This is a genomic window from Enterobacter sp. Tr-810, assembly GCF_011752765.1.
GTDB lineage: Bacteria > Pseudomonadota > Gammaproteobacteria > Enterobacterales > Enterobacteriaceae > Enterobacter > Enterobacter soli.
In genome coordinates, this window is sequence record NZ_VWWW01000005.1 from 272,761 (window position 1) to 294,030 (window position 21,270).

Annotated in this window: 20 protein-coding genes; 10 read left to right on the forward strand and 10 right to left on the reverse strand. The window is 53.1% G+C overall.

What is annotated here, in order from left to right:
• From ftsQ to mutT, 7 genes are all read left to right on the forward strand, one after another.
• Window positions 1-843 (forward strand): cell division protein FtsQ, encoded by an 843-nt coding sequence (gene ftsQ, locus F3J30_RS16085; protein WP_166717880.1) that lies wholly within the window; start codon window positions 1-3, stop codon window positions 841-843.
• Complete coding sequence (gene ftsA / locus F3J30_RS16090; protein ID WP_010426970.1) at window positions 840-2,096, forward strand: cell division protein FtsA; 1,257 nt, start codon at window positions 840-842, stop codon at window positions 2,094-2,096. The genes ftsQ and ftsA overlap by 4 nt, the downstream gene beginning before the upstream one ends.
• A 63-nt stretch (window positions 2,097-2,159) precedes the next feature.
• The gene (gene ftsZ, locus F3J30_RS16095) at window positions 2,160-3,311 is read left to right on the forward strand and encodes a cell division protein FtsZ (protein WP_166717881.1); all 1,152 of its coding nucleotides are present in this window, start codon (window positions 2,160-2,162) and stop codon (window positions 3,309-3,311) included.
• A 101-nt stretch (window positions 3,312-3,412) separates the two neighbouring features.
• Entirely contained in the window at window positions 3,413-4,330 is a 918-nt protein-coding gene (gene lpxC / locus F3J30_RS16100) for a UDP-3-O-acyl-N-acetylglucosamine deacetylase (protein WP_014068905.1), read from the forward strand.
• Between the two features lie 279 nt (window positions 4,331-4,609).
• The gene (gene secM / locus F3J30_RS16105; protein WP_166717937.1) at window positions 4,610-5,113 is read left to right on the forward strand and encodes a secA translation cis-regulator SecM; all 504 of its coding nucleotides are present in this window, start codon (window positions 4,610-4,612) and stop codon (window positions 5,111-5,113) included.
• A 60-nt stretch (window positions 5,114-5,173) separates the two neighbouring features.
• On the forward strand, window positions 5,174-7,879 hold the full coding sequence (secA, locus tag F3J30_RS16110) for a preprotein translocase subunit SecA (protein ID WP_166717882.1): 2,706 nt from the start codon (window positions 5,174-5,176) through the stop codon (window positions 7,877-7,879).
• A 58-nt stretch (window positions 7,880-7,937) separates the two neighbouring features.
• Window positions 7,938-8,330: an 8-oxo-dGTP diphosphatase MutT gene (gene mutT / locus F3J30_RS16115; RefSeq protein ID WP_166717883.1), complete on the forward strand. Its 393-nt coding sequence runs from the start codon at window positions 7,938-7,940 to the stop codon at window positions 8,328-8,330.
• Between the two features lie 34 nt (window positions 8,331-8,364).
• Here the strand turns inward: mutT and yacG are convergent, their stop codons facing one another.
• The 3 genes from yacG to coaE are packed head-to-tail and all read right to left on the reverse strand — an operon-like array spanning window position 8,365 to window position 9,932.
• On the reverse strand, window positions 8,365-8,559 hold the full coding sequence (gene yacG / locus F3J30_RS16120) for a DNA gyrase inhibitor YacG (protein WP_006810106.1): 195 nt from the start codon (window positions 8,557-8,559) through the stop codon (window positions 8,365-8,367).
• Between the two features lie 9 nt (window positions 8,560-8,568).
• A complete protein-coding gene (gene zapD / locus F3J30_RS16125) occupies window positions 8,569-9,312 on the reverse strand; it encodes a cell division protein ZapD (protein WP_166717884.1) in 744 nt (247 codons plus the stop codon).
• Complete coding sequence (gene coaE / locus F3J30_RS16130; RefSeq protein ID WP_166717885.1) at window positions 9,312-9,932, reverse strand: dephospho-CoA kinase; 621 nt, start codon at window positions 9,930-9,932, stop codon at window positions 9,312-9,314. Before coaE ends, zapD begins: the two co-directional genes overlap by 1 nt.
• Before the next feature lie 228 nt (window positions 9,933-10,160).
• On the opposite strand from coaE, the gene F3J30_RS16135 reads away from it, so the two are divergent.
• Window positions 10,161-11,204 carry a GMP reductase gene (locus F3J30_RS16135; protein ID WP_166717886.1) on the forward strand — a complete coding sequence of 348 codons (1,044 nt, stop codon included), beginning with the start codon at window positions 10,161-10,163 and terminating at the stop codon, window positions 11,202-11,204.
• A gap of 43 nt (window positions 11,205-11,247) precedes the next feature.
• Here F3J30_RS16135 and hofC read toward each other — a convergent pair whose 3' ends face one another.
• The 4 genes from hofC to nadC form a co-directional block, all read right to left on the reverse strand.
• Complete coding sequence (gene hofC, locus F3J30_RS16140; protein ID WP_166717887.1) at window positions 11,248-12,444, reverse strand: protein transport protein HofC; 1,197 nt, start codon at window positions 12,442-12,444, stop codon at window positions 11,248-11,250.
• Window positions 12,434-13,816: a type II secretion system protein GspE gene (gene gspE / locus F3J30_RS16145; RefSeq protein ID WP_166717888.1), complete on the reverse strand. Its 1,383-nt coding sequence runs from the start codon at window positions 13,814-13,816 to the stop codon at window positions 12,434-12,436. The genes hofC and gspE overlap by 11 nt, the downstream gene beginning before the upstream one ends.
• Window positions 13,817-13,830: 14 nt before the next feature.
• Complete coding sequence (gene ppdD / locus F3J30_RS16150; RefSeq protein WP_166717889.1) at window positions 13,831-14,268, reverse strand: prepilin peptidase-dependent pilin; 438 nt, start codon at window positions 14,266-14,268, stop codon at window positions 13,831-13,833.
• A gap of 176 nt (window positions 14,269-14,444) precedes the next feature.
• Window positions 14,445-15,338 carry a carboxylating nicotinate-nucleotide diphosphorylase gene (nadC, locus tag F3J30_RS16155; RefSeq protein ID WP_166717890.1) on the reverse strand — a complete coding sequence of 298 codons (894 nt, stop codon included), beginning with the start codon at window positions 15,336-15,338 and terminating at the stop codon, window positions 14,445-14,447.
• Between the two features lie 87 nt (window positions 15,339-15,425).
• Here nadC and ampD point away from each other — a divergent pair, with 87 nt between their 5' ends.
• Both ampD and ampE read left to right on the forward strand, forming a co-directional pair.
• Window positions 15,426-15,989 carry a 1,6-anhydro-N-acetylmuramyl-L-alanine amidase AmpD gene (gene ampD / locus F3J30_RS16160; protein ID WP_166717891.1) on the forward strand — a complete coding sequence of 188 codons (564 nt, stop codon included), beginning with the start codon at window positions 15,426-15,428 and terminating at the stop codon, window positions 15,987-15,989.
• A complete protein-coding gene (gene ampE / locus F3J30_RS16165; protein ID WP_014068917.1) occupies window positions 15,986-16,840 on the forward strand; it encodes a beta-lactamase regulator AmpE in 855 nt (284 codons plus the stop codon). The genes ampD and ampE overlap by 4 nt, the downstream gene beginning before the upstream one ends.
• A gap of 21 nt (window positions 16,841-16,861) precedes the next feature.
• Here ampE and F3J30_RS16170 read toward each other — a convergent pair whose 3' ends face one another.
• The 3 genes from F3J30_RS16170 to aroP form a co-directional block, all read right to left on the reverse strand.
• A complete protein-coding gene (locus F3J30_RS16170; protein WP_166717892.1) occupies window positions 16,862-17,812 on the reverse strand; it encodes a family 43 glycosylhydrolase in 951 nt (316 codons plus the stop codon).
• Between the two features lie 18 nt (window positions 17,813-17,830).
• Window positions 17,831-19,228 (reverse strand): MFS transporter, encoded by a 1,398-nt coding sequence (locus F3J30_RS16175; protein ID WP_014068919.1) that lies wholly within the window; start codon window positions 19,226-19,228, stop codon window positions 17,831-17,833.
• A gap of 167 nt (window positions 19,229-19,395) precedes the next feature.
• On the reverse strand, window positions 19,396-20,766 hold the full coding sequence (gene aroP, locus F3J30_RS16180; RefSeq protein WP_014068920.1) for an aromatic amino acid transporter AroP: 1,371 nt from the start codon (window positions 20,764-20,766) through the stop codon (window positions 19,396-19,398).
• Between the last annotated feature and the right edge of the window lie 504 nt (window positions 20,767-21,270).

The following is a 21,270-nucleotide window of genomic DNA, read 5'->3' on the forward strand; positions in this document are numbered from 1 at the left end:
ATGTCTCAGGCTGCATTGAACACGCGCAACCGCGATGACGAAGAAGAATATTCTTCTTCACGGCGGAGTAATGGAACGCGTCTTGCAGGGATTATATTCCTGCTCGGTGTGCTGTGTACCGTGTTTATCAGCGGCTGGATGGTGCTGGGCTGGATGGAAGATGCGCAGCGTTTACCGCTCTCGAAACTGGCGGTAACGGGTGAGCGTCACTACACGCGTAACGATGATATTCGCCAGTCGATTCTGGCACTGGGCCCGCCTGGGACCTTTATGACGCAGGACGTCAATATTATCCAGAGCCAGATTGAACGTCTGCCGTGGATAAAACAGGCGAGTGTAAGAAAGCAATGGCCTGATGAATTGAAGATTCATCTGGTTGAATATGTGCCCATTGCGCGTTGGAATGATCAGCACATGGTTGACGTAGATGGAAATTCCTTCACCGTCCCAGGCGATCGTGTCAACAAGCAAAATTTACCGATGTTGTATGGCCCGGAAGGTAGCGAAAACGAAGTCTTGCAAGGTTTTCGCGATATGGGGCAGGTGCTGGCTAAGGACCGGTTTACGTTAAAAGATGCAGCAATGACGGCGCGCCGTTCATGGCAACTAACATTAACGAATGGCATCAAGCTCAACCTTGGCCGCGGCGACACGATGAAACGTCTGGCGCGTTTTGTAGAACTTTACCCGGTTTTACAGCAGCAGGCACAGACTGACGGCAAACGGATAAGCTACGTTGATTTGCGCTATGACTCAGGCGCAGCAGTCGGTTGGGTACCGGCTCCGGTCGAGGAACCTAATCAGCAACAGAATCAGGCACAGGTACAGGCAGAACAACAATGATCAAGGCGACGGACAGAAAACTGGTAGTTGGACTGGAGATTGGCACCGCGAAGGTTGCCGCTTTAGTAGGGGAAGTTCTGCCCGACGGTATGGTCAATATCATTGGCGTGGGCAGCTGCCCGTCCCGTGGTATGGATAAAGGTGGGGTAAACGATCTTGAGTCGGTGGTGAAGTGCGTACAGCGCGCCATCGATCAGGCGGAATTGATGGCTGATTGCCAGATTTCATCTGTCTATCTGGCCCTCTCTGGTAAGCACATCAGCTGCCAGAACGAGATAGGTATGGTGCCTATCTCAGAAGAAGAAGTGACGCAGGAAGACGTTGAAAACGTAGTGCATACGGCGAAATCCGTCCGTGTTCGCGATGAACATCGCGTGCTGCACGTCATCCCGCAGGAATATGCGATTGACTACCAGGAAGGGATCAAGAACCCCGTCGGTCTTTCCGGCGTGCGAATGCAGGCAAAAGTGCACTTGATCACATGTCACAACGATATGGCGAAGAACATCGTGAAAGCCGTTGAACGTTGTGGCCTGAAAGTTGACCAACTTATTTTCGCCGGTCTGGCGGCAAGCTATTCCGTGCTGACCGAAGACGAACGTGAACTGGGCGTCTGTGTGGTCGATATTGGTGGTGGTACTATGGACATGGCCGTTTATACCGGCGGTGCTCTGCGCCACACCAAAGTGATCCCTTACGCAGGGAACGTTGTGACCAGCGATATTGCTTATGCCTTTGGTACGCCACCGAGCGATGCAGAGGCGATCAAAGTGCGCCATGGCTGTGCACTGGGGTCCATCGTTGGCAAAGATGAGAGCGTTGAAGTGCCAAGCGTAGGTGGTCGTCCACCGCGTAGCCTGCAACGCCAGACGTTGGCAGAGGTGATTGAGCCGCGTTATACCGAGCTGCTCAACCTGGTCAACGAAGAGATTTTGCAGTTACAGGAACAACTTCGCCAGCAGGGTGTGAAACATCATCTTGCAGCGGGGATTGTATTAACCGGCGGTGCAGCGCAAATTGAAGGTCTTGCGGCCTGTGCTCAGCGCGTGTTCCATACCCAGGTACGTATTGGCGCACCACTGAATATCACCGGTTTAACGGATTACGCTCAGGAGCCGTACTATTCAACGGCCGTGGGCCTGCTTCATTATGGGAAAGAATCCCATCTCAGTGGCGAAGCAGAAGTGGAAAAGCGCGTATCAGTGGGGTCGTGGGTCAAACGACTTAACACTTGGTTGCGAAAAGAGTTTTAATTTTTTTAAGAGACCGGAGAGAATTAGCGGTCTCGGGCGACAGGCACAACGGAGAGAGAAATTATGTTTGAACCTATGGAACTGACCAACGACGCGGTGATTAAAGTCATCGGCGTCGGTGGTGGCGGCGGTAACGCTGTAGAGCATATGGTGCGTGAGCGTATCGAAGGCGTTGAATTCTTTGCGGTCAACACTGATGCACAGGCACTGCGTAAGACGGCTGTAGGCCAGACTATTCAGATCGGTGGTGGTATTACCAAAGGTCTGGGCGCGGGGGCTAACCCTGAAGTCGGCCGTAATGCAGCTGAAGAAGATCGTGAAGCACTGCGTGCCGCGCTGGACGGTGCGGACATGGTGTTTATTGCAGCAGGTATGGGCGGCGGTACTGGTACTGGCGCGGCACCTGTTGTTGCCGAAGTGGCAAAAGATTTAGGTATCCTGACCGTTGCTGTCGTGACGAAGCCTTTCAACTTTGAAGGCAAGAAGCGTATGGCATTCGCGGAGCAGGGTATCACTGAGCTGTCCAAACATGTGGACTCTCTAATCACTATCCCGAACGATAAGCTGTTGAAAGTTCTGGGTCGCGGTATTTCCCTGCTGGACGCTTTTGGCGCGGCAAACGACGTGCTGAAAGGTGCGGTTCAGGGTATCGCTGAACTGATTACCCGTCCTGGTCTGATGAACGTTGACTTTGCAGACGTTCGCACCGTGATGTCCGAAATGGGCTACGCGATGATGGGCTCTGGCGTGGCGAGCGGTGAAGACCGTGCTGAAGAAGCGGCTGAAATGGCTATCTCTTCTCCACTGCTGGAAGATATCGACCTGTCTGGTGCGCGCGGCGTGCTGGTCAACATCACCGCTGGCTTTGACCTGCGTCTGGATGAGTTCGAAACGGTGGGTAACACCATTCGTGCGTTCGCTTCTGACAACGCGACTGTGGTAATCGGTACTTCCCTTGACCCGGAAATGAACGACGAGCTGCGCGTAACGGTTGTTGCCACCGGTATCGGTATGGACAAGCGTCCTGAGATTACCCTGGTAACCAACAAGCAGACTCAGCAGCCAGTGATGGACCGCTACCAGCAGCACGGTATGGCTCCGCTGACTCAAGAGCAGAAACCGGCCGCGAAAGTGGTAAACGACACGACTCCGCAAACGGCGAAAGAACCAGATTATCTGGATATCCCAGCGTTCCTGCGTAAGCAAGCTGACTAAGAATTGGCTGGAATTTGGGGATTTTCGCTCTTTGTGCTAAACTGGCCCACCGTTAGTGATATACACTCTCGGTTGGATAGTTAATTTGGCGAGATTATACGATGATCAAACAAAGGACACTTAAACGTATCGTTCAGGCGACTGGCGTCGGTTTACATACCGGCAAAAAAGTCACACTGACGTTGCGCCCTGCGCCGGCCAATACCGGGGTCATCTATCGTCGCACCGACTTGAATCCACCGGTAGATTTTCCGGCTGATGCCAAATCTGTGCGTGATACTATGCTCTGTACTTGCCTGGTGAACGAGCATGACGTGCGGATTTCTACCGTAGAGCACCTGAATGCCGCCCTGGCGGGTCTGGGTATCGACAACATCATTGTTGAAGTCGATGCGCCAGAAATCCCGATCATGGATGGTAGTGCTGCTCCGTTCGTTTATTTGCTGCTGGATGCCGGCATCGAAGAACTGAACTGCGCGAAGAAATTTGTTCGCATCAAAGACACCGTTCGTGTCGAAGATGGCGACAAATGGGCTGAATTCAAGCCGTACAATGGTTTCTCGCTGGACTTTACCATCGACTTTAACCATCCGGCGATTGATGCCAGTACTCAGCGTTATGCGATGAACTTCTCTGCTGATGCGTTTATGCGTCAGATCAGTCGTGCTCGCACGTTTGGCTTCATGCGTGATATCGAATATTTGCAGTCCCGTGGCCTGTGCCTGGGCGGCAGCTTCGATTGTGCCATCGTTGTTGACGATTATCGCGTACTGAACGAAGACGGCCTGCGTTTTGAAGATGAATTCGTTCGTCACAAAATGCTGGATGCAATTGGCGACCTGTTCATGTGTGGTCACAACATCATTGGTGCATTTACCGCGTTTAAATCCGGTCATGCATTGAACAACAAATTGTTGCAGGCAGTCCTGGCTAAACAGGAAGCCTGGGAATATGTGACCTTCGAAGACGAAGCTGAACTGCCACTGGCGTTCAAAGCACCGACTATGGTCCTGGCGTAACGGTTCGAGCCGTTTCGTAAAAAATCGACTGGTTAACCTGGTACTCTCTCCGACCAGGGAGACCAGTCGTTTTTATTTTTACCCTTCTTCATTTTTGCCCCTGGCCCCTCAATCCTTTACCATACGTTGAAAATCTGTGCGTTAGCTGCATTCTTGACCGTTTTTGCCTGCTGCAATACGTCATTCCTGCTGATGTGCTTTGGCTTTAGTGGTAATATCTGGGCGCTAAAAAGAATAACTGAACTCAGCCTGTACGGGCTGGCTTATGTGGTGGAGCAAGTGAGCGGAATACTGACGCGCTGGCGACAATTTGGCAGACGTTACTTCTGGCCGCATCTCTTATTAGGGATGGTCGCGGCGAGCTTCGGCTTGCCTGCGCTCAGCAACAGCGCTGAAGCGGCGACGCCGACAAAGACCACCACCACAAAACACGACCTCTCCACGCGGGTTAATTTTACTAATCTCGCGTTGCTTGAAGCAAATCGCCGGCCAAATTTCTCGGTTGATTACTGGCACCAGCACGCCATTCGTACGGTTATCCGTCATCTTTCGTTTGCAATGGCGCCACAGGCAATGCCTGTTGCCGAAGAAACGCTGCCGGTTCAGGCCCAACATCTCGCACTGCTGGACACGCTCAATGCGCTGCTGACGCAAGACAGCCAGCCGCCAGTTATTGTTCGCCAGCAGGCAAAAAACCGTTTTGTTCCTCCCGCGACGTTTACCGTCTCAACATGGATTAGCCAGGTTCAGGGCATCCGTGCCGGGCCTCAACGCCTCAGCTAAATTAACGCTTTTTCAATACCTTAATTTATCTGCCCACAATGGGGCGTTTGAGAATTTATTATGTTAATCAAATTATTAACCAAAGTTTTCGGTAGTCGTAACGATCGTACCCTGCGCCGTATGCGCAAAGCTGTCACCGTCATCAACGGTATGGAACCGGCGATGGAGAAGCTCTCTGATGACGAGCTGAAAGCCAAAACCGGGGAATTCCGTGCGCGTCTGGAAAAAGGTGAATCCTTAGAAAGCCTGATTCCGGAAGCCTTTGCCGTCGTCCGTGAAGCAAGTAAGCGTGTGTTTGGAATGCGCCACTTCGACGTACAGCTGCTGGGTGGTATGGTTCTGAACGAACGCTGCATCGCAGAAATGCGTACCGGTGAAGGTAAAACCCTGACCGCAACCTTGCCTGCTTACCTGAACGCGTTGTCTGGCAAAGGCGTTCACGTTGTTACCGTCAACGACTATCTGGCGCAGCGTGACGCCGAAAACAACCGTCCACTGTTCGAATTCCTCGGTATGACCGTCGGCATCAACATGTCTGGTCTGCCTGCGCCGGCCAAACGCGAAGCGTACAATGCGGATATCACCTACGGTACCAACAACGAATACGGCTTCGACTACCTGCGCGACAACATGGCATTTAGCCCTGAAGAGCGTGTACAGCGTAAACTGCACTATGCGCTGGTGGATGAGGTGGACTCCATTCTGATCGACGAAGCGCGTACCCCGCTTATCATCTCTGGCCCGGCTGAAGACAGTTCCGAGATGTACCGTAAAGTCGACAAAATCATTCCGCACCTGCTGCGTCAGGAAAAAGAAGACTCCGATACTTTCCAGGGCGAAGGCCACTTCTCCGTGGATGAAAAAGCGCGTCAGGTTAACCTGACTGAACGCGGCCTGGTGAAAATTGAAGAGCTGCTGGTTGCTCAGGGCATCATGGACGAGGGCGAGTCGCTGTACTCCCCGAGCAATATTATGCTGATGCACCACGTAACTGCGGCACTGCGCGCTCATGCGCTGTTTACCCGCGACGTGGATTACATCGTAAAAGACGGTGAAGTTATCATCGTTGATGAACACACCGGTCGTACCATGCAGGGTCGTCGCTGGTCCGATGGTCTGCACCAGGCTGTTGAAGCCAAAGAAGGTGTGGATATTCAAAATGAAAACCAGACGCTGGCATCCATCACCTTCCAGAACTACTTCCGTCTGTACGAGAAGCTGGCAGGTATGACCGGTACCGCAGATACCGAAGCGTTTGAATTCAGCTCCATCTACAAACTGGATACCGTGGTTGTTCCAACTAACCGTCCGATGATCCGTAAGGATATGCCGGATCTGGTTTACATGACTGAAGCGGAAAAAATCCAGGCGATCATTGAAGACATTCGCGATCGTACCGCGGCTGGCCAGCCGGTTCTGGTGGGTACCATTTCTATCGAGAAATCCGAAGTGGTCTCCAATGAGCTGACCAAAGCGGGCATTAAACACAACGTACTGAATGCCAAGTTCCACGCCAAAGAAGCAGATATCGTTGCGCAGGCGGGTTACCCGGCGGCGGTGACCATCGCCACCAACATGGCGGGTCGTGGTACCGATATTATGCTCGGCGGTAGCTGGCAGGCTGAAGTTGCTGAGCTGGAAGACCCAACGCCAGAACAGATTGCTCAGATCAAAGCTGACTGGCAGGTGCGTCACGATGCGGTTCTGGCTTCCGGTGGTTTGCACATCATTGGTACCGAACGTCACGAATCTCGTCGTATCGATAACCAGCTGCGTGGTCGTGCCGGTCGTCAGGGTGATGCCGGTTCTTCCCGCTTCTACCTGTCTATGGAAGATGCACTGATGCGTATTTTCGCCTCTGACCGTGTATCCGGCATGATGCGTAAACTGGGCATGAAACCTGGCGAAGCGATTGAACACCCGTGGGTCACTAAAGCGATTGCTAACGCTCAGCGCAAAGTTGAAAGCCGTAACTTCGATATTCGTAAGCAGCTGCTGGAATATGATGACGTGGCTAACGATCAGCGTCGCGCCATCTACACCCAGCGTAACGAACTGCTGGACGTGTCCGACGTGAGCGAAACCATCAACAGCATCCGTGAAGATGTGTTCAAAGCGACCATCGATGGCCACATTCCACCGCAGTCTCTGGAAGAAATGTGGGATATCGAAGGCTTGCAGGAGCGTCTGAAAAACGACTTCGACCTTGAACTGCCAATCAAAGAGTGGCTGGACAAAGAGCCGGAACTGCATGAAGAAACCCTGCGCGAACGTATTTTCGAAACCGCGCTGGAAGTTTACAAGCGTAAAGAAGAAGTGGTTGGCGCTGAGATGATGCGTCACTTTGAGAAAGGCGTAATGCTGCAAACGCTGGACTCCCTGTGGAAAGAGCACCTGGCGGCAATGGATTACCTGCGCCAGGGTATCCACCTGCGTGGCTATGCGCAGAAGGATCCGAAACAGGAATACAAACGTGAGTCCTTCTCCATGTTTGCTTCCATGCTGGAGTCACTGAAATATGAAGTGATCAGCACCCTGAGCAAGGTTCAGGTGCGGATGCCGGAAGAAGTAGAAGCGATGGAGCAGCAGCGTCGTGAAGAAGCGGAGCGTCTGGCACAGATGCAACAGCTGAGCCACCAGACAGACGACAGCGAAGCGGCTGCGGCTATCGCGGCACAAACCGGTGATCGTAAAGTCGGGCGTAACGATCCGTGCCCATGCGGCTCCGGTAAAAAATACAAGGCGTGCCACGGTCGTCTAAGCTAAGAACGTAACATAATCTAAAAGGCGCAGAAATCTGCGCCTTTTTTATGGAAGTCACACTATGAAAACACTGCAAATTGCCGTCGGGATCATTCGCAACCCACAAAACCAGATCTTCATTACCCAGCGGGCAGCCGATGCTCATATGGCGAATAAGTGGGAATTTCCGGGGGGAAAGATTGAATCAGGTGAAACGCCGGAACAGGCGCTGATTCGCGAGCTTCAGGAGGAGGTCGGGATCACACCCGTTGGAGCAACACTTTTCGATAAGCTTGAGTACCAGTTCCCTGACCGCCACATCACATTGTGGTTCTGGCTTGTCGAAAACTGGGAAGGGGAACCCTGGGGAAAAGAGGGGCAGCCTGGTCACTGGGTTGAACTTCAGGCAAGTGATGCTGATAAATTCCCGCCAGCTAATGAGCCTGTGATCCTGAGATTAGCCGCACAGCCGTAGGCCTGCTAAGCGAATCGCCAGCAGGCTTTACAAATTACTGCTGGTTTTCGCTCCAGTCATCGCTGTCAGAGAGATCGCCTTCGCTTGGAATGCGCTTCTCTTCCGCCGCCCATTCGCCCAGGTCAATGAGCTGGCAGCGTTTGCAGCAGAACGGGCGAAATGGACTCACTTCGCCCCAGACGACAGTTTTCCCACAGGTCGGGCAGCTTACGGTTGTTACGTCAGACATCAATACTCCTTAACAGCAGGCCAGCTCAAAATCGAGGCGCTCAGGCACGAGGCCATTTTCGCTGTCCAGAGGCATAAATCTAATCGCAAAGCGGCTTTTGTGGCCGGAGATTTGCGGGTAAAGCTGATCGCTCAGGGACAAATTCAGGCGCAGCAGATCGGCATCATCACCGTTATCCTGGTAAAAACCATTCAGGCTGGTTTGCTTGCGGAAAGGCGCTGAATTGCGTACCAGGTCGAGAATGAGTGATAACGTCTGGTTCATTGGCTCCAGGCTTGCAAGCCAGCTATTCACTTGCGCATCGCGCTGGGTTTGCGGCATGTGCAACCACATATGGAGTGTCGGCAGGTCAAAGCTGCAACAGCCGCCAGGAATGCTCAGACGCTGACGGACCAGGCCGATAAGCCGGTCTTCACGCAAGAATTGCCCCACGCGGGGAGCGGCCATCAGCACACTGCTGCTGGTTTTGAGCTGCTGGCGAAGCGAATCAATACGACTCTGATCAACGCCCGGCACTTCAGCCCAGGCCTGCAATTTACGCTGCTGGCGCTCAAGCTCTTTTAATAACTCGGTGCGAACATCACCGCGTTCAATGACATCCAGCAGATCGCCAACATTGCGGAAAAAATGCAGCGCAGTGGCGTGATCGTTAACAGGCAGATGGTGTGAAAGCTGTTGAACTAAAAACTCGATACGCAGCCAGGTACGCATTTTTTCGTTAAGCGGGTGCTCAAAAAGGATATGAGTAGACATTATGGTTTTTCCTGTGCAACGGCCTGCGCGGCGAACGTCAGATACTGCGCGTGCAGACGGGCAACATCCGATGCAAGAGCATCTGGTGCGCCGTTATTATCAATAACATCATCCGCAACAGCAAGGCGCGCTTCACGCGTGACCTGAGCAGCAAGAATTTGTTCAGCATGTTCACGCGAGACATGGTCGCGCGTCATTGTTCGCTCGATCTGCGTTTCGGGGGAAACATCGATAACCAGAACCCGGTCGGCTTTTTTGTGAAGCTGATTTTCCACCAACAGCGGCACAACCCACAGTACGTAGGGTGAGTGGGCTTCAGCAATCTGACGCTGGGTTTCCTGGTGGATAATGGGGTGGAGCAGGGCATTAAGCCAGGCTTTTTCTGAAGAATCAGAAAAAATGCACTCGCGAAGCTGGCGACGATTGAGCGTGCCATCAGCATTGATCACTTCACGCCCGAAATGCGCTTCAATGGCCTTTAATGCGGGTGTATTGGGTTCTACCACCTGACGGGCAATAATATCGGCATCAATAATCGGGATGCCCAGACGAGAAAAAGCGTCTGCAACGGTGCTTTTGCCACTACCGATGCCGCCGGTTAACGCGACGATGTACCCCATTAAATCAAATCCTGGGAATTATTCATTATTAAAATCAGTTGCTTAAAATTTAAACTTAGAGCAGCGAACGGTTAACTCTCTTTACCTGCTTTCTACCAGGTAAATTTATAGGATTGTAGCGTAAAAAAAGAGAATTTCGCAGTCTTGCGGAGCAGGTATTAGTGCGTATGATAGCGTCACTGGAGTTGTGCTTTTAACATATTTGCCTCTAACCCCAGGAATCCGCACATGCGTATCGAAGAAGATCTGAAGTTAGGTTTCAAAGACGTTCTTATCCGCCCTAAACGCTCTACACTGAAAAGTCGCTCAGACGTTGAACTCGAACGTCACTTCACCTTTAAACATTCCGGTCAGACCTGGTCTGGTGTGCCAATCATTGCTGCCAACATGGACACCGTGGGTACCTTTGCAATGGCAACGGCGCTGGCTAAATTCGATGTCCTTACCGCCGTGCATAAGCACTACAGCCCTGAAGAGTGGAATGCCTTTGTGGCGTCCTCGTCTGACGATGTTGTTAAACATGTCATGGTGTCTACCGGTACATCCGATGCGGATTTTGAAAAGACCAAACAGATCCTGGCGGCTAACCCGGCGCTGAATTTCGTTTGTATTGATGTCGCGAATGGTTACTCCGAGCACTTCGTACAGTTCGTCAGCAAAGCGCGTGAAGCCTGGCCGACCAAAACCATTATCGCGGGTAACGTTGTGACCGGCGAAATGTGTGAAGAGCTGATCCTCTCCGGCGCGGATATCGTGAAAGTGGGCATTGGCCCGGGTTCCGTGTGTACCACACGTGTGAAAACCGGCGTGGGCTACCCGCAGCTTTCTGCGGTGATTGAGTGTGCTGATGCAGCCCACGGTCTTGGCGGCCAGATTATCAGCGACGGCGGTTGTACCATGCCGGGCGATGTGGCTAAAGCCTTTGGTGGCGGTGCCGATTTCGTGATGCTCGGCGGAATGCTGGCGGGTCACGAAGAGAGTGGCGGTACGGTGGTTGAAGAGAACGGCGAGAAATTTATGCTGTTCTACGGTATGAGCTCTGAATCCGCGATGACCCGTCATGTGGGTGGCGTGGCAAAATATCGTGCAGCTGAAGGTAAAACCGTGAAGCTGCCACTGCGCGGCCCGGTGGATCTTACTGCGCTGGATATCCTCGGTGGCCTGCGTTCTGCTTGTACCTACGTTGGTGCATCTCGCCTGAAAGAGCTGACGAAACGTACCACGTTTATCCGCGTTCAGGAGCAGGAAAACCGCGTATTCAATAGCCTGTAATGGCTCATGCTGGCGCACCTCTGTGCGCCAGCACTATTCAGCACTAACCCGCACTCATCGCATCCCCCAGATGGAAAATCGGTAAGTACATCGCAACCACCAGCGTACCGATAATGACTCCCGTCACAATCAACAGTATTGGCTCCAGCAGTGCCGCCAGGTTATCTGCTTGCTGGAACGTTTGCTCCGTGTGGTGATGAGCAAGATTCTCCAGCATGATATCCAGAGCCCCGGAAACTTCCCCGGTGCGTATTAGTTGAATACAGAGTGGTGTAAACACCGCAGCATGGTGAAATGCTGACCAGACCGGCATTCCCTGTTCGATTTTCTCCCGCATCCCCTGAATCACATCCCGCCAGAATGGATTTTCAACAGTCTCTTCCGCGCTTTCCAGACCTTGTAAAAAGGCGATACCAGCCTGCTGAGTGAGTGACAGCACAGTAAAGATCTGCCCCAGTTTTTGCCCCCTGGCCAGTGCACCCATAACGGGTAAATTCAGCACTATCCGCTGACTCACTCGCTGCCATCGCACATGGCGCCGAAGACGATAAATAACAACGGGCGGAATGAGCACTAATGTGGCCAGAATTATTGCCCATTCCTGAATGAACACAGCCAGCCCCATTACCATCTGCGTTAACAGCGGCAGAGGGGTATTAAATGTTCTGTAGATAGCCGCGAACTCTGGCAAAACCAGCGTGACCATTGCCAGTACAACGGCAACGGCCAGCGTCAGGATTATCACCGGGTAGCGCAGTGCTTTTTTTACCTTTGCATTAAGCAGCTGCTGCGATTTTTGTTGTTGTGCGAGCTGGCGGCAACACTCTTCCAGCTTGCCCGTGAGCTCGCCTGTTTTCACCATTGAAACGTAGAGCGGGCTGAATACCTCTGGCCATTTTTTTAATGCCGTAGACAAGGCACATCCCTCGCTAAGATCGTCAGCCAGACTTTGCAATAGTGCCTGCCACTGCGTGACCGGGTGCTGCTGCGCCAGCATCTCGAGACTGTGAGACAGCGTAAGCCCTGCCTTCAGAAGCGTCGCGAGCTGTCGAAAAATGTCATAGCAGTGGTGGGACTGCCACCGACGACGCTGCGAACAGCGCACCAGCGCCAAAGGATGCAGCGCTTTTCGCATTAATGCAGTGAATGCGGCTTCACGGTTGATGGCCCACATCACCCCGTTTTGTAACTCGCCCTCATCTGTAAGCGCCCGCCAGCGCCAGAGCTGATTAGCCGCCATTGGGCATACCCAGCACTCGCACCAGCTCTTCCACGGTGGTTAGCCCTTGCTCAACCGCCATACAGCCATGTTCAAACAGGCTGGTCATCCCGGTCTGCCGGGCGCTTGCTTCGATAACCTCAATTGCGGCACCACTGGAAATGGCCTGACGCAAGTCGTTGTCGATGGTCAGCACCTCAAACAGGGCAATTCGGCCATAAAAACCGTGATAGCAACGATCGCATCCAGTTGGTCGCCACTGCGGAAGCTCTCGCGACCAAAGTGTGTGAGGCAATACGGCTTTGTTCTGCCCCTGCTGTCGACAATGGGGGCACAAGCGGCGAACCAGACGCTGTGCTACGACCAGAGAGAGTGCAGAAGAGATCATCCAGCGAGCGACACCCATTTGCTGCAAACGGATCAGCGTCTCTGCCGTAGAATTGGTATGAAGAGTGGAGAGCACCAGGTGCCCGGTCTGTGCGGCATTGATGGCAATTTCTGCCGTTTCGCCATCACGAATTTCACCCACCATGATGATGTCAGGATCCTGGCGTAGCAGGGCGCGCAATACGCTTTGAAAGGTGAGCCCGGAACGCGGGTTAATTTGGGTCTGATTGAGCCCAGTGAGGGGGATCTCGATAGGATCTTCTACGCTGCAAATGTTCACATCCGGCGTATTACGCGCCTGCAAGGCGCTGTAGAGGGTGACGGTTTTACCACTCCCCGTTGGCCCGGTGACCAGGATCAACCCCTGTGGCTGGTACAGCATGTCGGTAAATCGGGCCTGCTGCTCTGCACTCATGCCCAGCTGCGCAATATCCAGCGCCTGCTGTTCCTGCTGTAGCAGACGCAGAACGATTTTCTCCCCGCCACTACAGGGCAGGGTGGCGATACGAAAAGAGACCGGTTCGTTTGCCAGTTCGACCGTAAACTGCCCATCCTGGGGCAGACGTCGTTCCGCAATATCCAGGTTACCCAGCACTTTTAACCGTGCGGTGAGCAAGGTTGCCAGCCCGGCGTTGAGGGTGGTGTGCGGATTGAGTACCCCATCGATACGCAGGCGAATATGGCAAGCGTGTTCCGACGGCTCAATATGAATATCTGACGCCCGTTGACGCATGGCCTGCAACAACGTGTGGTTGAGAATATCCACCGCGGAGTGGGCCGTTGATGCCACAGGCAGATGTGATTGCGATGCCAACTGCCGGTGTTTTTCCATGCGCTCGCTCGTCCAGCATTCGATATCAATGCGCTTTTGCGTCGCGAAACGTAAGGCTTCCATCAGTTCTGCGGCAGGCGTGCCCACCACCGCGATGTTAACCATACTCGCATCGCTTGTGAGCAGCTGTGCATGGTGGCGCTGACAGAGCGCCATAAGTTGTTCCGTATTCATTTCATCCGCTCCGCTTAATGACTGTCGAAGCGGAAGACATCTTCGCAGGCTTGCTTAAGCGCGCTATCGTTCGCGATGCTGCATGTCCGTGTCCAACTGGTCATGCCGTTGCTGTTGTCCCAAACCGGAATCATACTGACGTCAAGACCGTTCAGGCTCTCCTGCCCTGTAAGGGTAATCGTGCCTTTTGTCACGCTCATGGCAGAAACATAGCGAGAGGTAACAGGCGAGGGGATACCATTACTTCCCCCATCGCAGCTGTCTACGCCGCCGTGCTCCAGGGCACAAAGCTCAACGGCGGTACGGTACGGGACAAAGGTTTGCAGCATATCGGTGAGTGCGGCTTTCCGAAGGTAGTTCTGGTAAGCGGGTACGCCGATCGCACTTAAGATGGCAATAATGCCGATGACCACCATTAACTCAATCAGCGTGAAGCCTTGTTGTCTGTTCATATCTGCTCCTTAGAAAAAGTGGCGCTACTGTGGCAGCGTGGAGGAGCACAGACGAGGGGCAAAAAAAGAAGTGTGAAGGCGCTTTCAGCGAATTAATGCGGGGTTGCAGCGCGGGACAACAGAGTTGCGAGCGGCTTCGTATTTCCCCTCTCCGGGCGGAGAGGGGAAAGGTGGTATCACTTAAAGCGCATAGAGAGGTCGAGTGCGCGGATGTGTTTGGTCAGCGCGCCAACGGAGATGAAATCGACACCCGTTTCAGCGAATTCGCGGATTGTCTCAAACGTCACATTTCCGGATACTTCCAGCTGCGCCTTACCGTCAGTGCGTTTCACTGCTTCGCGCATCTGGTCAGTTTCGAAGTTATCCAGCATGATGATATCGGCCCCGGCTTTGATGGCTTCATCCAGCTCGTCGAGGTTTTCCACTTCCACCTCAACTGGCACGTCCGGGTGTAGCCAGAAGGCTTTCTCCACCGCCTGACGCACGGAGCCAGAAGCAATAATGTGGTTCTCTTTAATCAGGAAGGCATCGGATAAACCCAGACGATGGTTTGCGCCACCGCCACATAACACCGCATATTTCAGGGCGGTGCGCAGGCCTGGCAGCGTTTTACGGGTATCCAGTAACTGGGTACGCGTGCCTGCCAGCAGATCGGTGTAGCGGCGCACTTCACTGGCTACGCCTGACAGCGTCTGCACAAAGTTCAGTGCGGTACGTTCGCCGGTCAGCAGCACGCGGGAAGGGCCATCAAGCTCAAACAGCGGCTGATTTGCGCTGATGGTGTCGCCATCGTCAACATGCCAGGTGACCTGAACATCGTCACCCGCGAGCTGAGTAAAGACCTCTTCAACCCAGCGTTTTCCGCAAAATACGCCGTCTTCACGGGTAATGATGACGGCGTGGGAGCGTGTCTCTTTTGGCAATAATTGCGCGGTAATATCGTTGTCGGCATTGACGTCGCCGCCCAGGTCTTCTTTCAAAGCATGGGCAACGCTTGCCGGAATATCCATGTTAATACGTTCCAGAAGCGCGTCACGTCGGTGGTCGGGGTTGTAGCGGCGAGGCGGCATGATAAAACTCCAAATTGGTAACGAATCATAATATTGAAACATGCTACTCTGAACCGAGTAATAGCACCATACAGAAGGAGTTCCAGCATGTTGTTAGAGAACGGATGGCTGGTGGATGCGCGGCATGTGCCCTCGCCGCACCACGATTGCCGCCCGGAGGATGAACAGCCCTCACTGCTGGTGGTTCATAATATTAGTTTGCCGCCGGGTGAGTTCGGCGGTCCGTGGATCGATGCATTATTCACGGGAACGATTGATCCCAATGCTCATCCCTTTTTTGCAGAAATCGCCCATCTGCGGGTATCGGCACATTGCCTGATCCGTCGTGATGGGGAGATTGTTCAGTATGTTCCTTTTGATAAGCGCGCCTGGCATGCGGGGGTGTCGGTTTATCACGGACGCGAACGCTGTAATGATTTTTCAATCGGGATTGAGCTGGAAGGCACGGATACCACGCCGTATACCGATGCGCAGTATCAGCAACTGGTTGCCGTGACGCAGACCCTTATCGGGTTGTATCCTGCGATAGTCGATAATATAACGGGGCACAGTGATATTGCTCCGGTAAGGAAAACGGACCCCGGCCCGGCATTCGACTGGTCGCTGTTTCACGCCATGCTTACCGCATCGTCAGATAAGGAGATAACATGACGCTGTTTACCATGCTGCTGGTTATCGTTGCGGAACGTCTGTTCAAGCTCGGTGAACACTGGCACCTGGATCACCGGCTGGAAGTCCTCTTCCGCCGTATCAAACACTTTTCTCTGCTCCGCACGCTGCTGATGACCGCTGGCGTGATGCTGATTACTTTCCTGCTATTGCGTTCGCTACACGGCCTCTTTTTCAATGTGCCGTTGCTGGTGGTGTGGATCCTGCTCGGCGTTTTGTGCATTGGCGCGGGCAAAGTCAGGATGCATTATCACGCCTATCTGAAGGCGGCATCCCGGGATGATGCCCATGCGCGAAGTGCAATGGCGAGCGAGCTCACCATGATCCACGGCGTTCCGCCTGATTGTGACGAGCGTGATTTTCTTCGTGAGCTGCAAAATGCCCTGCTGTGGATTAACTTCCGCTTTTATCTGGCGCCGCTTTTCTGGTTTGTAGTGGGCGGCCCGTGGGGACCAGTTTTGCTGATGGGCTATGCATTTTTACGCGCCTGGCAGACCTGGCTTGCCCGATACCTCACCCCACATGAGCGTCTGCAATCCGGGATTGATGCCATTTTGCATGTGCTGGACTGGATCCCGGTGCGGTTTGTGGGTGTGGTGTATGCGTTGATTGGGCACGGCGAAAAAGCGCTGCCAGCGTGGTTTGCCTCTTTGGCTGACCGCCACACTGCGCAGTATCAGGTGTTAACGCGTCTGGCGCAGTTCTCACTGGCGCGCGAGCCGCACACCGACAAGATAGAGACGCCTAAAGCGGCTGTGTCGATGGCGAAGAAAACATCCTTTGTGGTGGTGGTGGTTGTGGCGCTGCTGACTATTTACGGCACGCTGGTGTAGCCCAGCGCGCCGTCACTTCGGTTAAAGCGTATCAGCAGGCGGGATGCCAAAATCTGGCATCCCGTTTTTGTCCCAGTGGACAAGCTTCAGGCGGGTATGGCGATTGGGATCGTAAAGCGGATCGCCTTCAATTTCGGTGTAGTTACGTGCGTGATACACCAGCACATCTTCCCCATCCGGCGTTTGCGTAAAGCTGTTGTGCCCCGGCCCATACTGGCGATTCTCATAGCTGGTGGTGAATACCGGGCGTGGAGATTTCTGCCAGTTTGCCGGGTTTTGCGGATCGGCGTTCATATCGATCCACAATAGCCCCATGCAGTAGTTCTCATCGGTTGCGCTGGCGGAGTAGCTGATAAACAGCCTGTCATTGTGCACCAGTACCGCCGGGCCTTCGTTAACCCAAAATCCGCGACACTCCCAGTCATATTCCGGTTTGCTGAGCATTACCGGCTCACCTTTGAGCGTCCAGGGATTCTCCATTTCACACAGATAGAGGTTGGAGTTTCCGGAGATATCCGGGGCTTTTTGCGCCCACAGATACCAGCGTTTACCCTGATGAATAAAGGTGGTGGCGTCCAGCGCAAAGGTGTCGAACTGGCTTTTAATCTGCCCCTTTTCTTGCCATTTTCCGGTGAGGGGATCCGGGTCTGCGCACTCCAGGGCGAACATGCGATGCTGGAACATCCCGAGATTATCCAGCGCCTGGGTGTGCGTGGCGGCAAAATAGATGTACCACTTCCCGTCGATGTAATGCAGCTCCGGTGCCCAAATCAGCTGGCTCATCGGTCCGGTATCGGGTTTACGCCACACGACAACCTCGTCGGCGCTGCGTAACCCTTCCAGCGTGTCAGCGCGGCGGATTGCCAGCCTGTCGTACTCTGGCACCGAGGCAATAAAATAGTATTGCCCCTCATGATGCAAAATATAGGGATCGGCTCGTTGTTCGATAAACGGGTTGGGCCAGGTTTGCATTCGGCTTTCCTTATTTCGTCATTTCGTCTCAGCGGCTTTGAGTTCCTGATAATCGTTCAGCTCGCGGTAGTTATTGCGACGCTTCTCCAGGTCTTCCTGGATCTGCTTCATGGTTTCACGGTCAACTTTCAGCAGACGCACTACACCGGCGGTAATCAGATACCCGACGCCCGGAATCACCGTGAACAGCAGCACAATACCGTTGATGGCGTCTGCGCTTTGCGCTTTTGCCCCGGCGTTATAACCGTACCAGGAGAGCAGGAAGCCCACCATTGCACCAGCAATCGCCAGCCCCAGCTTGAGGAAGAAGATATTGCCGGAGAAGCTGATCCCGGTGATGCGTTTACCGGTTTTCCACTCGCCGTAATCGTCCACATCGGCCATCAGTGACCAGTGCAGCGGGGAAGGGATCTGGTGCAGGATATTCAGCAGGAAGTAGAGCACCACGATGGTGGTTGTTGCTTTCGGGTCGAAGAAGTAAAACGCGCAGGAGAAAATCGCCAGCACGATATTGGTCCAGAAGAAGACTTTCAGCTTACACCAGCGGTCGGTTAACACTTTCGCCAGCATACTGCCGAACATCATGCCGACCACGCCCAGGCTGATAAACAGGGTGGCGAAGTGGGTGCTTTGCCCCATCACCCAGGTCACATAATACATGGTAGCGGCCATGCGGATAAAGCCCGGGCAGACGTTGCAAAGCGTGAGCAGCAGAATGCGTACCCACTGGTCGTTCTTCCACACGTCTTTAAGATCGTTCTTCAGCTCGTCATTGGTCTGTACTGCCGGGCGGATGCGCTCGCGCACGGTTGAGAAGCTGAACAGGAACATGCAGGTGCCAATCAGCGCCAGCACGGTCATCGCCATCTGGTAGCCTTTAGCTTTGTTATCCCCACCGAACCAGTCGGCCATCGGCAACAAGGTGAGAGACAGCAGTAGCGTCGCGATACCCACCATGACGAAGCGATAAGACTGACAGGCAACGCGTTCTTTAGGATCGTTAGTAATCACACCACCCAGCGAGCAGTAAGGAATATTGATGGCGGTGTAGGTCAGCGACAGCAGGAAATAAGTGACAAAGGCATAGATAACTTTGCTGTTATAGCTCCAGTCTGGCGTGGTGAACATCAGGATACTGAACAGCGCATAGGGGAAGGCTATCCACAACAGCCATGGACGAAACCGACCATATTTACTGCGGGTACGGTCAGCGATAGCCCCCATAATAGGGTCTGTTACGGCATCAATAACGCGAACAGACAGCAGCAATACGCCGACCAGTGCAGGCGCCAGACCAAAAATATCTGTATAAAAATAGTTAACAAACAACATGATGGCGCCGAAGATGATATTACATCCCGCGTCTCCCATCCCATAGCCGATCTTTTCTTTTACTGACAGTTTGTTGTTATCCATTGACTGCTCTCCGGGTTTCGGTATGGAGAGAATTATTTGCTGGCAAAGGAATTTTTGCGTTGCAGTATAAGGTCGGTGATATGGATAAAATTGCTGTAGGCGGGAATTTGTGAGGAAGGTAACAACACTCTGCACGCCTGAAAAGACGTGCAGAGTGGAAGAGTAAATTAGTGTGCTTTCACCGCGTTGGCATTTTTCTGTTTAACCAGATAGCCCACGCCGAGGATCGCAATCCACACCGGGATCAGGTACACAGAAATCGCCATGCCCGGGGTGATTAACATGATAACCAGCACTGCCGCCATGAACAGCAGGCACACCCAGTTACCCAGCGGGTAAAGCAGGGCCGGGAAGCGAGTGGCCACACCTTGCTGCTGCTTGGCGCGGCGGAATTTGATGTGCGCCAGGCTGATCATTGCCCAGTTGATTACCAGAGCTGAAACCACCAGTGCCATCAGCAGACCGAAGGCAGATTCCGGGGCCAGGTAGTTAATCAGCACGCACAGTGCCGTCACAACAGCCGAGACGATAATGGTGTTTACCGGCACGCCGCGCTTGTCGACGTTGAGCAGTGCTTTCGGGGCGTTACCCTGCTGAGCCAGACCAAACAGCATACGGCTGTTGCAGTATACGCAACTGTTGTAAACGGACAGCGCAGCGGTCAGCACCACGATGTTCAGGGCGTTTGCCACGAAGGTATCGCCCAGCTCGTGGAAGATCAGTACAAACGGGCTGGTATCTGCGGTAACACGCGTCCACGGCAGCAGGGAGAGCAGCACGGCCAGTGAACCCACATAGAAGATCAGAATACGGTAGATAACCTGGTTAGTGGCTTTCGGGATGCTCTGCTCCGGGTTGTCGGCTTCAGCGGCAGTGATACCCACCAGCTCCAGCCCACCGAAGGAGAACATGATGATAGCCATCATCATGACCAGGCCGCTCATACCGTGCGGCAGGAATCCGCCCTGTTCCCACAGGTTACGTACGGTCGCCTGCGGGCCACCGTTACCGCTGAACAGCAGCCAGCCACCGAAGATGATCATGGCCACAACGGCGATGACTTTGATGATGGCAAACCAGAACTCCATCTCACCGAACACTTTTACGTTGGTCAGGTTGATGGCGTTAATGATGACGAAGAAGGCCGCAGCAGAAGCCCAGGTTGGGATCTCCGGGTACCAGAACTGAATGTACTTACCGACGGCGGTAAGCTCAGCCATGGCAACCAGAACGTACAGTACCCAGTAGTTCCAGCCGGAGGCGAAGCCCGCAAAGCTTCCCCAGTACTTATAAGCAAAGTGGCTGAATGACCCGGCTACCGGCTCTTCGACCACCATTTCGCCTAACTGACGCATGATCAGAAAGGCAATAAAACCCGCGATTGCGTAACCCAAAATAATGCCAGGGCCGGCAGACTGGATAACGGATGCGCTTCCCAGAAACAGGCCGGTACCGATAGCACCACCCAATGCGATGAGCTGAATGTGGCGGTTTTTAAGGCCACGCTTTAGCTGATCGCCGTGCTGTTGAGCTTCCATTTGAAACCTCGTGTGTGGTTGTTATGTTCACGCTGTGCGTGTGTAATTATGAACATCCGTTTTCTGTATTTAATTCTTTACGGTTAACGAGACCGAAAAAAGCGGAGATGACTTCCGTAAGCGCCAGAATAGTGGTAAGCGACCGTGAATGCACCTGCTTTATGAAGGGCTGATGACGAGTTGAATAAAAAGAAAGCATTTGTAAATTGGCCTGTAATTCCTTCCTACCCCAACCTATAGAATAAAAATGCTCCATAAGTGGGCGAATTTTCATTATTTGCGTTGTTGAATCGCTTCAGATTGCAAAACCCCTCGTTTCATTAAGGTTAAAACTGCCTCTTTATGGGTAATCAACTCATTTGTGCAAAGTTACATTTCTGAAACGTTATTTCTGTAAGGTTGTTAAAATGTGCAGGGTTTACTGATTTCAATCAAAACCAATATGGACAGAAGGTGAATACTTTGTTACTTTAGCGATACGAACTTGAAATTGGTAAGACCAAT

Coding starts and splice junctions, on each gene's coding strand:
- ftsQ (WP_166717880.1), top strand. CDS start 1: ATGTCTCAGGCTGCATTGAACACGCGCAACCGCGATGACGAAGAAGAA.
- ftsA (WP_010426970.1), top strand. CDS start 840: ATGATCAAGGCGACGGACAGAAAACTGGTAGTTGGACTGGAGATTGGC.
- ftsZ (WP_166717881.1), top strand. CDS start 2,160: ATGTTTGAACCTATGGAACTGACCAACGACGCGGTGATTAAAGTCATC.
- lpxC (WP_014068905.1), top strand. CDS start 3,413: ATGATCAAACAAAGGACACTTAAACGTATCGTTCAGGCGACTGGCGTC.
- secA (WP_166717882.1), top strand. CDS start 5,174: ATGTTAATCAAATTATTAACCAAAGTTTTCGGTAGTCGTAACGATCGT.
- mutT (WP_166717883.1), top strand. CDS start 7,938: ATGAAAACACTGCAAATTGCCGTCGGGATCATTCGCAACCCACAAAAC.
- yacG (WP_006810106.1), bottom strand. CDS start 8,559: ATGTCTGACGTAACAACCGTAAGCTGCCCGACCTGTGGGAAAACTGTC.
- zapD (WP_166717884.1), bottom strand. CDS start 9,312: ATGTCTACTCATATCCTTTTTGAGCACCCGCTTAACGAAAAAATGCGT.
- coaE (WP_166717885.1), bottom strand. CDS start 9,932: ATGGGGTACATCGTCGCGTTAACCGGCGGCATCGGTAGTGGCAAAAGC.
- F3J30_RS16135 (WP_166717886.1), top strand. CDS start 10,161: ATGCGTATCGAAGAAGATCTGAAGTTAGGTTTCAAAGACGTTCTTATC.
- hofC (WP_166717887.1), bottom strand. CDS start 12,444: ATGGCGGCTAATCAGCTCTGGCGCTGGCGGGCGCTTACAGATGAGGGC.
- gspE (WP_166717888.1), bottom strand. CDS start 13,816: ATGAATACGGAACAACTTATGGCGCTCTGTCAGCGCCACCATGCACAG.
- ppdD (WP_166717889.1), bottom strand. CDS start 14,268: ATGAACAGACAACAAGGCTTCACGCTGATTGAGTTAATGGTGGTCATC.
- nadC (WP_166717890.1), bottom strand. CDS start 15,338: ATGCCGCCTCGCCGCTACAACCCCGACCACCGACGTGACGCGCTTCTG.
- ampD (WP_166717891.1), top strand. CDS start 15,426: ATGTTGTTAGAGAACGGATGGCTGGTGGATGCGCGGCATGTGCCCTCG.
- ampE (WP_014068917.1), top strand. CDS start 15,986: ATGACGCTGTTTACCATGCTGCTGGTTATCGTTGCGGAACGTCTGTTC.
- F3J30_RS16170 (WP_166717892.1), bottom strand. CDS start 17,812: ATGCAAACCTGGCCCAACCCGTTTATCGAACAACGAGCCGATCCCTAT.
- F3J30_RS16175 (WP_014068919.1), bottom strand. CDS start 19,228: ATGGATAACAACAAACTGTCAGTAAAAGAAAAGATCGGCTATGGGATG.
- aroP (WP_014068920.1), bottom strand. CDS start 20,766: ATGGAAGCTCAACAGCACGGCGATCAGCTAAAGCGTGGCCTTAAAAAC.